The organism is Nocardioides daeguensis (genome assembly GCF_019192965.1).
In the GTDB taxonomy this organism is placed as follows: domain Bacteria; phylum Actinomycetota; class Actinomycetes; order Propionibacteriales; family Nocardioidaceae; genus Nocardioides; species Nocardioides daeguensis.
Genome location: NZ_JAHTKU010000029.1, coordinates 1 through 12384 on the forward strand (window position 1 = coordinate 1; position 12384 = coordinate 12384).

Below are 12384 nucleotides of genomic sequence, written 5' to 3' on the forward strand. Positions count from 1 at the left end.
ACCGGGGCCTCCCACGAATGTCGGATAGGCCGAGCAGGCAGCCCCTGCTCGGTAACCCACGAATCTCGTGAGCGAGGCCCCGGCCCGCAACCGCCTCAGGACGAGCCGGTCACGTCATACCGTCTAGGAGGCAGCCGGTCGGGACGGGAACAGGGACGGGGCCGGTCGTCATCGGAGTCGCCGATCCGGTGACGTGCGCCGTACACGGACATCAGCTGCCACCATCGGGACACGAGTCGTTCGGTCCCTCGAGCCGTCGCGATGTCGCCCAGGTCGACGACGTGTCGGTGGCCGAGCCGGGTCAGGACGGTCTGCACCACGTCCTTGGCCGCGCCGTCGTCGCCTGACAGGAGCACGGTCCCCGGCTCGAGCAGCGTGGTCGGTCGCGGCAGGGGATCGGTGTCGAGTGCGTTGATCGCCTTGACGACCCGCGCGGAGGGAAGGGCCCGCTGGAGGCGTTCACCGAGCGACTCCTGGGAGACCTCCTCGAGCGACGTGACGCTGAGCTCCGGGAGGTCGCGCGGCTGGGTGAGGTCGAGCACGATCGTGCCCGCGAGGCTCTCCGTGCCGGCCAGGGTGACCAGGTCGTCCGCATGCCTGCTGCTGAGGACGACCACCAGGTCAGCGCCTCCTGCGCCGGGAACGACGTCGTACGCCAGGTCCTGCAACGCGGTGGCGAGCCGGCGTGCGAGCCCATCCGTTGCTGGCACTGCGATCCTCATCGCGCCCCCTTCCGCGCCGGTCCCGCTGCGGGGTGCCGCGATGGCCCCACGTGGAAGTGACGGGAGACGGGGCCAGAGGCTTACGCCACTGGCCAGGGCCGGTCGCCGTCGACGCAGCCGACGGGTGGCGGTGCCGGCCTCGACGAGATCGGCACCGCCACTCCCCGGTGACCGCGGCCACCCCCCAGCTGGCCACGGATCCTCAGGTGGGTGGCGGCCCCACGGATGGGGATGGAGCCGCCACCCGCGCCGCCCCGGCACGATCCGGGGCAGCGGGAAGAGGACGTCCAGCCGTCGACCGGGCCGTCCTGCTCTGGTTAGACGTCTCGCGCGGGCGCATCGTTACGCTCCGATCCCGAGCGGCTGCCCACCGGGCCAGGCGATCCAGGGCCGAGGGAGTTGGTGGCGGCCCGCGGGACTCGGACCGGGCCGCCACCATGCCGGTGTCCAGCTCGGGCACCAGCACAGAGCGCGCGCTGCGAAGCAGCAGCGACGCGGGGCCGGTGAGGATGTGGGGCCCTCACCGGCTCGACAGACAGACGGAGCAGGCAGGCCGGTTCTTACGTTGTTACGTGGAGTGGCGTTCCGGGTGGGGAGCGGGTTCCCCGGCTGCGTCCGGCTCAGGTCGTGCCCCGACCCCGAACAGCTCCAGGAGCACCTCGCGCAGCGGCGACTCCAGGTCGTCCACCACCTCGTCGAGCACGTCGTCGAGTCGCTCCACGGAGACGGAGACCCCGCGGTGCGCCAGCAACGGGACCAGATAGCTCGGGTGCCGGAGGCCCTGCTCGGCCATGTGTCGACGCAGCGGCCACGCGGCGTGGATGTCCGGCTCTTCGTGCAGCGTCATCGCTCACCCCGTCCTCTGCTCGCCGGCGTCGCCGTACACCTACTAGACGTCGACGAAGGCGCGGCGATAACACCGCCTGTGCCACGGGTTCCGCTCCGGGCAGCGCGCAGGTTGGGGTCCTACCGCGGGCAGGCTCCTCGCGACGGACGCAGGGTCATCCGCGGGCGCGACGCGCCCACATGCCTCCGAGCCACGACAGGAGGAGCGCTCCGACGATCGAGCCGATCAACCCGCTCGGGCGCAGGTCGAGGCCATCGCCCGCGAGCAGGCTCACCAGCAGCCCGCCGACGAAGGATCCCAGGAGGCCGGTCACGACGGCGGTCGTCCAGTCGATCTCGTCCATCGAGTGGCCGAGGATCAGCTGGGCGACGCCGCCGGCGACGATGCCGAAGAGCAGCAGGGCGATGATGAGCATGCTCGGAACGCTAGCGGCGAGCGGCCCCCGACAGGAGCGCTGGAGGCCGGTCGGCGCCGAACTCACCCTGCAGGGATGAGATGGCGGCGCCGCCGGCGACGACGAGGGCCTCCGGCTCCTAGCGTCGAGCCGACGTCCTCGGCTCGGTCGGCGAGACGGGCGGTCCAACGGAGGTGGCGAAGATGTTCAAGGGATGGCTCGAGCTGTCGTGGCCCGTGCTCCTCGTCCGAGGGCTCGTCGGGATCCTGTTCGGGATCGTGGCGATGGCCTGGCCCATCGACACCGCGGTCGTGCTGGTCGTCGTGTGGGGGGCATGGGTTCTCGTCGACGGGGCGGGCTCGATCATCCACGCCTTCGGCCGTGACGTGACGCTCGCGGCCCGGGTCCTGCTGCTCCTCCTCGGCGCGCTCGGCGTCGTCGCCGCAGCCCTCGCGCTCTTCCGTCCCGGCATCACCGCCGTGACCCTGACCTGGGTCCTCGGTGTCTGGCTGGTCGCCCGCGGCCTGGTCTCGACCGTCACCGCGTTCACGCCGGCCGCCCGCGGCGGACGCGGTCTGCTGCTCGTCTCCGCCGCGGTCGACGTCCTGCTCGGCGTGCTGTTCGCCGCCAACCCCGGAGCGTCCGCCGTGGGCGTGGCGTTCGTCCTCGGGGTCGCCGCGTTCGCCTGGGGGGTCGTCTTCTTGGTGGTCGGGCTCGCCATCCGCTCCCAGATCGCCGACGCGGCGCCGCCGGTCGCGCCCGTCAGCCCATGAGGCGCACCGCGCCCCGGCGGTTCGCGACGCCGAGCTTGCGGTAGATCGCGCGCAGGTGCGTCTTGATCGTGTTGAGCGAGAGGTGCAGCTCGTCGGCGATCTCCTGGGTCGTCATCGACGTCCGCAGGTAGTGCAGGATCTCCTGCTCCCGTGCCGTCAGCGACTCACCCGGCGCATCGGCCATCGCGCTGCGCAGCCGCGCCACCTCGGCCAGGAGCAGCTCGGAGTGGCCGGACCGCGGATGTGAGGCGATCAGGTCGGTGAGGACCGCGTCGCGCGACAGGAACGGGAACCACGACGCCTCGGGCTGCGCGACCAGCAGGGCGCGCTCCAGGAACCGGTGGGCCTCGATCTGCTGGCCCCGCTCGGCGTTGAGCGCCGCCGCGGTGGCCAGCGCATAGACGTGGGCGTACGGCGGTCGCGACCGTCGGTCGATCCGCTGCAGCGCGATGTGGGCGAGTGAGGGCTCGCCGAGCCGGCGGTAGGTCTCGGCGATCAACACGTGGGTCAGCGGCATCCGCTCCCGGTTGAGGAGGGACTCGGCCACCTCCAAGGCGGCCTCCGCCTTCCCCCGCGCCTCGAGCAGCCGGGCCGCGGCGACCCGCTTGTAGGACTCCCACGGCACGCCGTGGCGGTCATGGTTGCTCACCAGGCTGAGGTTGTACTCCGCCTCGTCGTAGGACACCTCGCGCCCGAGTGCCGCCACCGTCATCGCGTAGTAGACGCGCCCCAGGCCCAGGAACGAGCCGTCGTTGCCGCCCTCGCGCACCATCTGCCCGAAGTAGGCGAGGGCCTGGTGCAGCTCACCGCGCCAGAAGTGCACGAAGCCGCGGGAGCAGATGGCGAGTCCGCCGTCGAAGGTCTCCCAGTCGCTGCGCACGATGCGGGCGTCGTCGATCGCGTCGAGCGCGCCGACGGCAGCGCCGAAGTGTCCGCCGTAGGTCAGCGCGAACGCGAGGTTGGCGTGCGCGCGGGCCACGAGGTCGTCATTCCCCTCGGCTGCGGCGACCCGCGTCGCCGCGGAGAGCACCTCGATGGCCCGCTCGGGATCGCGGCGCAGGCGCAGCTCGACCCAGCCGAGCAGGAACAGGGCATAGGCGTCGGTGGACGAGCCGTGCGCGGCCAGCACCTCGTAGGCCCGGTCCGCCGCTCCGGCCTTCTCGAACGGATCGCTGAGGAGGTAGAGCTCGGAGAAGCAGCGGACGAACTCCGAGGCGGCCGAGTCGGCCGTCGCCGACGCGGCCGCGCGCCGCCGCAGTGCCTCGGCCGCGTCCTGCTCCCCCGCGATGTCGCAGCAGCAGGCACGGATGAGGAGGATGTCGGGATCCTCGTGCAGCTCCTCGGGAAGCGAGAGACACAGCCGCTGCAGCGTCGTGGTCTGCGAGGCCAGGAGCAGGCCGAGCCAGCTCCCGCGGATGATGTCGGCGGCCAGCGACGGGGCCTGCGCCAGCAGCGCCTGCTCGACGGCCGCCGCCGGGTACTGCTTCACCAGCGCGTGCGCCGCGACCAGGTGCAGCTCGCGAGCCCGCTGGGGATCGCGGCGCTGCCGGATGGCGTGGGCGTGTGCCACGAAGGTGTCGTGCCAGCGGTAGATCTCCTCCTCGCCGGCCCCGGCGAACCGGTCGAGGAAGATCCCCGCCCGGTAGCACTGCGCGAGGAGTGCTGCACTGTCGTCGCGCCCCGTGAGCCGCCGGACCAGTGGCTCGGTGACCCGGGCACAGGTCGACGCCTCCAGCACGAAGGTGCGCTGGTCCTCCGGCAGCCGCTCCAAGACGACGTACTCGATGTAGTCCCCGATCAGCTGGTCGTACGACGTGTCGGCGACCGTAAGGTCGGGCGTCGACTCACCGCCGAGCACACGGAGCCGTACGGCGACGGGCCAGCCGCCGGTCTCCTCGCGCACCGCCACGGGGTCGATCTCGTTCGGCGTGCCGCTGAGCGAGAGGAGCTCGGCGATGTCGGCGACGTCGAAGGCGAGGTCGGCGGCGCGCACGACGCACGCGCGCCCCGCGGCCACCTCCCGCGCGAAGGACTGCTCGAGGCCCGGCTGGCCGATCAGGACGACGGTGACCAGGCCCGAGGCCAGGAGCGCCTCGGAGGCGAGGGTGTGCCGCACCGCCTCGGCGTCGAGCACGTGGGCGTCGTCGATCACCAGGACCCGCGGCTCGGACAGCCAGGCCAGCAGGTCGATCGAGTCCGGGGGCGGCTCCTCCGGGTCGCGGGCGGCGAGTCGTGCCTGCACCGGCTCGGGCAGCGCCGCCAGGAGGCACCCACGCACGATGGTGAAGCTGTCGGCCACCGCGCTCGCCGACACCCACACCAGGTCGTCGCGCGTCCGCGCCCACTCGGCGACGGCGGTCGTCTTGCCGAAGCCGGACGGCGCCGTGACGATCGTGAGCGGTGTCCGCTGCACGCAGGCGTCGACACACTCCTGGACCCGAGGTCGGGCCACCGTGTCTGAGCGCAGTGCTGGCAACGTCGCCATGAACCACGGCAAGCTCGTCCACGGCCCCGGAGGCGCGACAACCATGAGCGGAGCATAGTCATCCGCAAAGGGTGAGTTGGCGACCACGAGGTGTCGGCACGGCGACGAGGCTGCCACGCTCCCGGCATGAGTGAGTACCGGCCCGGCCCGGCCTCGCTCCACACGCGGCTGGTCTTCGAACGCGCCCGTACGGAGCTGCCGTTCTGCGACCTGCAGGACCAGGCCGATGCGCTGCGCGGGCGGCTGGCGCCGCTGCCCGCCGGTGCCGAGCGGTCGCGCAGCACGCTGACGACTGCGCCCGCACCGGGGACCGCGACGCACCCCAGCCTGCTGCGGATCGGCGAGCTGCGCCGGATCACCGGCGTGTTCGAGGTCGTCCCGGGCGTGCACCAGGTGCGCGGCCTCGAGGACCGCAACGTGACCCTGGTCGACAGCCGTCGTGGTCGCGTCATCGTGGACGCGCCGCACAGTCTCGCGGTGACGCGGGCCGCGGTGGCGCTGGTCGACGAGCACGCGGGCGCCCGCCCCGTGGTCGCGCGGCTGTGGGCCGGCGCGGGCACCGGGACGGCCGAGATCGACGGTCTGGTCGTGGACTCGGTGCGGGTGCCCGACGACGCGGTGTCCGAGGTGCTGCGCTGGTTCCCCTCCTCCGGCTTCCTGTACGCCGCCGCGTCGGTGCAGCACTCCCTGCCTCCCCTGACCTCGACGGGACGGGTGCGCGATCCGGTCGCGTGGTCGCAGGCACTCCACGACGTGCTCTGCGCCCACCGTGAGGAGCTCGAGGTCGTCGCGGGGGCCCGGGACTGGCCGACCTGGGGGAACGGCCGCGTGCGACAGCTCCTCACCGACCAGCGCGACCTGCTGCGCTATGTGCACGACGAGGTGCTGCGGCTGGGGTATCGCGGCCACGCCTGCGCCGAGGTCGTCTCCCTGCTGCAGCTGCCGCCGGCGCTCGCCGTCAAGTGGCACGCCCGCGGGTACGACAGCACGCTGGAGGCCCATGCCCGCCTCCTGCACCCCGGAGAGGCGGGCACGAGCACGCCGGACCCCTCCCCCTGGCAGCCGCCCGTGTCGCGGTCGGCGGCCGTGCGCTTCCTGAGCTGGGCAGGAGGGCTGCCGGGTGCGGTGGGTCGTCTGCGCACCGCCTACGCCGAAGGCGACTACCGCTGGGTGGCCCAGGCCGGCGAGATGGTCCTCGTCGCCGAGCCGGACGCCCCCGAGCTGCGCAGGATCACCGCGCAGGCCTACGAGCAGCTCTCCTACCAGGCGGAGAACATCGGGCAGCACCACGTCTTCGCCGAACGCGCGCAGCACCTGGCACTGAGCCGCGGCGAACCCCGGCAGCCGCACGCCTACTGCGTGGTGGACCGGGCAAGCGACCGCCTGATCGACCATCTGGGAGTCCGGTTGGAGGGGCCTCGGGCGGCCCAGCATCCTCTCCAGGTGCGCTGGTCGGTGACCGACGCGGGGCGGGACTACCTGCTCGAGGTCCACAACGGCGCCCTGTTCGCGACCCAGGACGCCACCGCCCCCGTCGAGGCGACGATCGCGAGCTCGCGCGCCACCTTGGCGGCCATCGTCTGCGACCACCTCGGGTGGCGTACGGCGCTGCGCGAGGGCTCCGCACGGGTCGACGGCGACCTCCAGGTCCTCGACCTCTTCTTCGGCCTCCTCGACCCGTGGCCCTGTCCCCTTCGCCCGCGACCGGCCCCCTCGCCCCCGTCGACCCCGTCGTCCCCATCCCTCCAGGAGGAACCGTGATCAGGCTGCTGGTCAGAGCACTCATCTACTTCGGCTCCGCGGCCGTCGGCATCGCCACGGCGGCGCTCGTCCTCGACGACGTGCACGTCGAGCCGACCGGCTTCGTCGCCGTGGTGGTGGTCTACGCCGTTCTGCAGACGGTGCTGACCCCGTTCATCACCCGCGTCGCGCTCAAGAACGCGACGGCACTGCTGGGCGGCACCGGTCTCGTCGCGGCGTTCCTCGCGCTCCTGGTGGCCGCCGCGCTCGGCGACGCGCTGAGCATCACCGGCGGCATCGGCTCCTGGCTCGCGGCGACGGTCGTCGTCTGGCTCTCGACCGCCCTGGCCACGCTGGTCCTGCCGCTGCTGCTGGTGAAGGCCGGCGTGGAGTCCGCGCGCGGCACCCATCAGGAGGAGCCCGCATGAGCAGCGGCCTGCGGCCCGCGCCGTACTGGCCGTCGGGCTGGTGGATCGTGCGCTCGACGGCCCTCGTCGTGCTCACGGTGGCGCTGCTCCAGGCCGTGGCGAGCATCGCGTCGGTGCTCGTGCTCATCTTCATCGGCACCTTCGTCGCGGTCGGCATCGAGCCGCTGGTGACCCGCTTCGAGCGCCGGGGATGGCGACGTGGCTGGGTGATCGTCGGCATCGCCGCCGCCCTCGCCGCCGCCCTGACCGGGGTGGCGCTCCTGGTGGCCGTGCCGGTCGCGCACCAGCTCGGCCGGCTGATCGACGCGACCCCCGAGATCGTGGCCGACCTCGGCGCGGTCCTGGGCGACTCGCGGGCGGCCGACCGGCTGCAGGACCCGCAGGTGCAGGCGGAGGCCAAGGACCTCGCGGTCAGCGCGCTCGCCCACCTCGACGGGCTGTTCGGCTCGCTGTTCGACGCGGCCGGGGGCGTCCTCGGCTTCCTCATGAGCGCCGGCACGGTCGCCGCCGTCGCGGTCTACGTCAGCCTCGCGCTGCCACGACTGCGCTCGCGTGCGCACGAGCTGCTCGGCGAGGAGCGGTCGGCGGTGCTCGACGACGTGCTCGCCAAGGTCGGCGCCTACGTGAGTGGGCAGGCCCTGGTGTGCCTCACGGCCGGGAGCGTCTCCTTCGTCGCGTTCCTCGTCCTCGGCGTGCCGTACGCCGCGATCCTGGCGATCCTGGTGCTGCTCCTGGATGCGATCCCCCAGATCGGGGCCCTGCTGGGCGCCGTGGTGGCGATCGCGGCCAGCCTCACCGACGGCGTGGGAACGGCGGTCGCCGTCGCGGTGTTCTTCGCGATCTACCAGCTGGTGGAGAACTACCTGGTCGCCCCCCGGGTCTTCTCGAGCGTGATCCAGCTCAGCCCGCTGACCACGTTCCTGGCGATCCTGGTCGGGGGCAGCCTGGCCGGGGTGCTCGGGGCGGTGGCCGCACTTCCGGTCGCGGCATCCCTCGTCGTCGTGGGCAGGCACCTGACGACCGCGTCGACGTAGGACGGGGGGCGCGGTCGAGGCCGGCGGATCGGCGCTCCTGCTGTCTGAGCAGGGTCAGAGGGCACCGATGGACTTGCCGACCAGACTCACCCCGAGGACGACCAGCAGAACGCACATCACCGTGGCGTTGTTGGCGACCAGCCAGACACGCATCCGGTCCAGCGGTGCGGCGACCCGGTCGGGCACGAGCAGGGCGGTGACGACCGGGACCGCGACCGTGGCGCCCGCCAGCAGCACCCAGACGACGAGCACGATCGCGGCACTGCCGACCGCGAGCTCGCCACGGGCCACCGTCACCCCCGCGCTGAGCGCGAGGAGCGCGTTCTTGGGATTGGCCGCGGCGAGCGCGGCCCCCAGGACCACCGCCTTGAGCGGCGTCATCGCGCTGACCCCCTTCATCCACGCAGGCAGGACGGGATCGGCACCCGGCGCCGGCCGGTCGTACCACTGGCGCACGGCCAGCATCAGCAGCAGCGAGCCGAGCACCATCTGCGTGATCGCCACAGCGGGGCGAGCACCCTCCTCCGAGCCGGTCGGCAACAGCTGGCCGAGGAGGCTGAAGACCGTGACGGCGCCACCGATGCCCAGCAGCCAGCCGACCAGGAACGCCGGCGCGACCCGGGTGGCGGCCGGCGAGAGCAGCATCAGGATCGCCGCGATGATCGGAACCGGGCTGATCGCGACGCCCACCGCGAGCGGCAGCGCCTCGCCGAGAACCTCGTTCACGACGCGTCGACCACCCGGAAGGGCGGCATCCGGTAGGAGCCGTCGAGGAACTCCCGGCGCGGGGCATAGACCCGCAGGATCGGCCGGAAGGGACCCGCCGGGGCCGGCAGCCAGTTGGCGCGGCGTACCGGATCCGTCGGCTCCTCGGCACTCACGTGGAGGGTGAGGCTGCCGTCGTCGCCGTGGACCAGGCCGGGCGTCCGATCGCCGATCGAGTAGCGCCCGGCGGGGTTGTCGACGAGGAAGTAGTCGGGCACGTCGTACATGGTCAGCGACCAGAAGGCATCGTTGGGAGGAGGCGTCTCGAGCCGCAGGCTGTAGCTGCGCTCCCCCGTCAGCTGCTCGCCGTCGGCGTCGACGTAGACCGGCGAGTACGCCGCCTCGTAGCCGTGGTTCCCCCACAACCCCCCCAGGGCTGCGGCGGCACGGATCACCAGCCGCTCCTGCGGGTCGGCGATCTGCCACTCGGGGTCGTCGAGCGCGCCGACCTCGAAGTGGTCGAGGTTGTAGTCGAAGACGTGGTAGGCCAGGTGCCAACCGTCCCGGACCTCGGTGTGTCCTCCGCGAGTGGCCTGGTCGAGCAGGGCCCGGCCGGCGTCGTGTCCCGCCGTGAGGGCGTCGCGCTGCTCCGGGTCGAGGTCGCCCACCGGAACGTCGCCGGTGAGGCCGAGACCGGCCAGGGACTCCTGCAGCGGCACGTCGCGGGCCGGGGGCGGGAAGGCCTGCGATGCCACGCGATAGGCCTCCCAGAACGCCAGCGCGGGCGAGAGGCCGTCGGTCGCACCCGACGGCAGCCCCTGCGGCGTGCCGCTCCCCATCGGGGTCAGCGTCGTCGCGTCCTGGAGCGCGTGCACAGCCGGGAGGTCGGTGTCTCCGGTGACGGCCCACCGCCCCACGATCGAGGCGATCACCGTCGGGACCCGGACCACCGTGGTCCCGGCCGGCGGCTCCCCCGACCATCCCGGCGGCACCAGCAGGAAGCGGCCGGCGTCCGAGCCCGTGGCCCGGGTGCCGATGTAGGCGAAGTTGTTGGTCCAGGCGTCGACGAACTGCAGCACGTAGTAGCGCTCCCCGACGGCGGGCACCTCCAACAGCAACGGTCCGGCGCTGAGGTCCAGCTGCGCCATCGAGTAGACCGTGTCGTTGTTGATCGTGACGAACCGGTCGGCGGGACCGGCCAGGCTGCGCGCGTGGCTGAAGCTGTTGAACGGCGCCGCCGGGTTGGCGCCGACACCGGTCGTGACGTAGCGCGCGACCTGCTCGAGGTTGAACACGAGCGGGAAGCCGTAGACGAATCCCCGGGTGGCCAGGGCGGTCGCGTCGTCGGGAGCGGTGTTCACGCCTCGCTCCCCACGCGGGTGACCTCCGGCAGCTGCCAGGTCCCGTCGAGGATCTCGGCGCGCGGCCGGTAGAGCCGCACCATGAAGTTCCAGCCCTCCATGATCGGCAGGTAGTTGGGCTCGCCGTTCGGGCTGACGCCGAAGCGGACCGTCGTACCTCCGTCGGCGTCCTTGACCGAGGTGATGCTGTTGAGGTTGTTGACGCCGAGCGCGTTGGGCTCGAAGTAGCCCTCGGCGTTGTAGAGCGAGATCGACCAGAAGGCGTCCACCGGGGGGTCGACGACGCGCAGCTGGTACTCGCCGACGGGGAGTCCCGGAACCACGTTGAGGTAGGTCGCCTCGTAGTCGGGCAGCCCGCCCCACCCGGCGGCGGTGCACAGCAGGTGACGGACCGGGTCGACCTCGTCGGCGCGGCCGAAGCCGTGCCGGAAGTCCGCAAGCCCGTCGGCCAGGCGCAGCAGCGCGTCGCGGGTCGCCTTCTGCGACGCCTGGTCGTAGTCGGGAAGCTCGAACGGCGTGTCGGACGTCGAGGCGATGCCCAGGCCGTCTTGGAGGGCGTTGACCTCGGCGACGTCCTCGGGGTCGCTGGGGTCGACGAGGATCCGCGCCCCGAGCATGACGTACCGGCTCCCGAAGTCCTCCTCGGTCAGCCGGTACTCGCCCGCCGCATGGAAGATCCGCGGGATGTAGTGGCCCTGGTTGACCACCATCACCGACAGGTAGCGCTCCCCCGACTCGGGCACCGTCAACACCACCGGCTCGGCGAGGTCGGCGATGCACGCGCTGTAGAGCGTGTCGCGGTTGAGCCGCACGATGTTCTGGTGGTCCAGGGGGGCCGGCACGCGGAAGTGGTTCCACCGGTTCACCGACCCGGCGTCGGCGTGCACCCGGGAGAACATGAGGTCCGACTCGGCACGGGCGAAGTTCTCGGCATTGACGATGATGCTCATGGGGGATCCGTTCCTCGGGGCGTTCAGGACGCAGGGGTCTCGGGCAGGCCGAGCAGCCGCTGCTTCGCGGCGGTGAACTCGGCGTACGACAGCACGCCCTGCTCGTGCAGCTGCGCGAGCTGGCGCAGCGCCTCGGTCGTCGGGTCGCCGGCGGGCGCCGGCGCCCCGAGGGCCGCAGGCGCCACGGGCGCGGCGGTCGGGGCCGCCGCTGCCGCCTGGGCGGCGCGGGCGCGCTGCCGGGCCGCGATGCGGCCGGTGACCACCTGGGCCGTGCCCGCGACGACGGCCGTGCGGGCCGCCGTCGCAAGCAGGCCGCCCCGTGCGGGGCGAGCGAAGAAGGGCATCAGTCGCAGCTCAGGTCGTCGGCGACGGCCGTGCGGGCGGACTCGATCGCCGCGGCCTCCTCCTGCAGCGAGGCGAACGCCTCGGCGAGGGTCGCGCCGTCCGGCAGCTCGTCCACGCTGTCGTCGAAGGCGTCGAAGGCGTCGTCGAGCTCGGCGTAGCGGTCGTCGGCCACGTCGTCGAAGGAGGTGACCAGGCCGCGGTAGGACTTCTGCACGTCGCTGCGCACGCTGCGGATCTCGTCGACCGTCGACTCGGCGCTCAAGGAGCTGATCTGGCTGACCGCCGAGCGGAAGTCGGTGATCGCCGCGCAGGCGTCGGCCTCGTTGCTCGACGCGTCGTCGGAGTCGGAGCACGCCGAGAGCGTGAGTCCGAGCGCGGCCACAGCCACGGCGGACAGAGCGAACATGCGGGTGGAGTGAGACACCTCGAAGGTCCCTTCGAATCGGGGCGGTTGACGTGGTCGAGCGTCTGCCGACCGGCTTTCGGTGTCCAGCCAGGCGCCTTCGCGGGCCGGAGAATCACCCGCGAAGGATGAGGTGCGGTCGCGTCCTTTGAACCGCTCCCCGCGCCGCTGCCAGAGTCGCCGCAGACCTTCGACGA

The 12384-nt window shown here is 72.5% G+C and carries 13 protein-coding genes; 4 read left to right on the forward strand and 9 right to left on the reverse strand.

Annotated elements, in window-relative coordinates:
- Positions 1–95: 95 nt before the first annotated feature.
- The 3 genes from KU893_RS21950 to KU893_RS21960 form a co-directional block, all read right to left on the reverse strand.
- Positions 96–722: an NADPH-dependent F420 reductase gene (locus KU893_RS21950; protein WP_218236848.1), complete on the reverse strand. Its 627-nt coding sequence runs from the start codon at positions 720–722 to the stop codon at positions 96–98.
- 568 nt (positions 723–1290) lie between these two features.
- Positions 1291–1569, reverse strand: coding sequence for a hypothetical protein (locus tag KU893_RS21955; RefSeq protein WP_218236851.1), 279 nt, complete (start codon positions 1567–1569; stop codon positions 1291–1293).
- A gap of 154 nt (positions 1570–1723) precedes the next feature.
- Positions 1724–1984, reverse strand: coding sequence for a GlsB/YeaQ/YmgE family stress response membrane protein (locus KU893_RS21960; RefSeq protein ID WP_218236852.1), 261 nt, complete (start codon positions 1982–1984; stop codon positions 1724–1726).
- Positions 1985–2166: 182 nt separating this feature from the next.
- Here KU893_RS21960 and KU893_RS21965 point away from each other — a divergent pair, with 182 nt between their 5' ends.
- Complete coding sequence (locus tag KU893_RS21965) at positions 2167–2736, forward strand: HdeD family acid-resistance protein (protein ID WP_218236854.1); 570 nt, start codon at positions 2167–2169, stop codon at positions 2734–2736.
- Here KU893_RS21965 and KU893_RS21970 read toward each other — a convergent pair.
- The gene (locus KU893_RS21970) at positions 2726–5188 is read right to left on the reverse strand and encodes a LuxR C-terminal-related transcriptional regulator (RefSeq protein WP_218236856.1); all 2463 of its coding nucleotides are present in this window, start codon (positions 5186–5188) and stop codon (positions 2726–2728) included. The genes KU893_RS21965 and KU893_RS21970 overlap by 11 nt on opposite strands.
- 159 nt (positions 5189–5347) lie before the next feature.
- Between KU893_RS21970 and KU893_RS21975 the strand changes: the two genes are divergently transcribed.
- The 3 genes from KU893_RS21975 to KU893_RS21985 are packed head-to-tail and all read left to right on the forward strand — an operon-like array spanning position 5348 to position 8423.
- A complete protein-coding gene (locus KU893_RS21975; RefSeq protein ID WP_218236859.1) occupies positions 5348–6982 on the forward strand; it encodes an alkyl sulfatase dimerization domain-containing protein in 1635 nt (544 codons plus the stop codon).
- Entirely contained in the window at positions 6979–7389 is a 411-nt protein-coding gene (locus KU893_RS21980) for a phage holin family protein (protein ID WP_218236861.1), read from the forward strand. The genes KU893_RS21975 and KU893_RS21980 overlap by 4 nt, the downstream gene beginning before the upstream one ends.
- Positions 7386–8423: an AI-2E family transporter gene (locus KU893_RS21985; protein WP_218236863.1), complete on the forward strand. Its 1038-nt coding sequence runs from the start codon at positions 7386–7388 to the stop codon at positions 8421–8423. The genes KU893_RS21980 and KU893_RS21985 overlap by 4 nt, the downstream gene beginning before the upstream one ends.
- 54 nt (positions 8424–8477) lie before the next feature.
- On the opposite strand, the gene KU893_RS21990 is transcribed toward KU893_RS21985, so the two are convergent.
- From KU893_RS21990 to KU893_RS22010, 5 genes are read right to left on the reverse strand one after another with little or no spacing between them, the layout of a single operon-like run.
- Positions 8478–9149: a GAP family protein gene (locus tag KU893_RS21990; RefSeq protein ID WP_218236865.1), complete on the reverse strand. Its 672-nt coding sequence runs from the start codon at positions 9147–9149 to the stop codon at positions 8478–8480.
- Complete coding sequence (locus tag KU893_RS21995) at positions 9146–10489, reverse strand: DUF1254 domain-containing protein (protein WP_218236867.1); 1344 nt, start codon at positions 10487–10489, stop codon at positions 9146–9148. The genes KU893_RS21990 and KU893_RS21995 overlap by 4 nt, the downstream gene beginning before the upstream one ends.
- Positions 10486–11439, reverse strand: coding sequence for a DUF1214 domain-containing protein (locus tag KU893_RS22000; protein WP_218236869.1), 954 nt, complete (start codon positions 11437–11439; stop codon positions 10486–10488). Before KU893_RS22000 ends, KU893_RS21995 begins: the two co-directional genes overlap by 4 nt.
- Before the next feature lie 23 nt (positions 11440–11462).
- Positions 11463–11783, reverse strand: a complete 321-nt coding sequence (locus KU893_RS22005) for an SHOCT domain-containing protein (protein WP_218236871.1) — start codon at positions 11781–11783, stop codon at positions 11463–11465.
- Positions 11783–12190 (reverse strand): hypothetical protein, encoded by a 408-nt coding sequence (locus tag KU893_RS22010; RefSeq protein WP_218236873.1) that lies wholly within the window; start codon positions 12188–12190, stop codon positions 11783–11785. Before KU893_RS22010 ends, KU893_RS22005 begins: the two co-directional genes overlap by 1 nt.
- Between the last annotated feature and the right edge of the window lie 194 nt (positions 12191–12384).

Excerpts from the sequence above, each read along its gene's own strand:
- KU893_RS21950 (WP_218236848.1), bottom strand. The coding sequence starts at position 722 with ATGAGGATCGCAGTGCCAGCAACGGATGGGCTCGCACGCCGGCTCGCC.
- KU893_RS21955 (WP_218236851.1), bottom strand. The coding sequence starts at position 1,569 with ATGACGCTGCACGAAGAGCCGGACATCCACGCCGCGTGGCCGCTGCGT.
- KU893_RS21960 (WP_218236852.1), bottom strand. The coding sequence starts at position 1,984 with ATGCTCATCATCGCCCTGCTGCTCTTCGGCATCGTCGCCGGCGGCGTC.
- KU893_RS21965 (WP_218236854.1), top strand. The coding sequence starts at position 2,167 with ATGTTCAAGGGATGGCTCGAGCTGTCGTGGCCCGTGCTCCTCGTCCGA.
- KU893_RS21975 (WP_218236859.1), top strand. The coding sequence starts at position 5,348 with ATGAGTGAGTACCGGCCCGGCCCGGCCTCGCTCCACACGCGGCTGGTC.
- KU893_RS21985 (WP_218236863.1), top strand. The coding sequence starts at position 7,386 with ATGAGCAGCGGCCTGCGGCCCGCGCCGTACTGGCCGTCGGGCTGGTGG.
- KU893_RS22000 (WP_218236869.1), bottom strand. The coding sequence starts at position 11,439 with ATGAGCATCATCGTCAATGCCGAGAACTTCGCCCGTGCCGAGTCGGAC.
- KU893_RS22005 (WP_218236871.1), bottom strand. The coding sequence starts at position 11,783 with ATGCCCTTCTTCGCTCGCCCCGCACGGGGCGGCCTGCTTGCGACGGCG.
- KU893_RS22010 (WP_218236873.1), bottom strand. The coding sequence starts at position 12,190 with ATGTTCGCTCTGTCCGCCGTGGCTGTGGCCGCGCTCGGACTCACGCTC.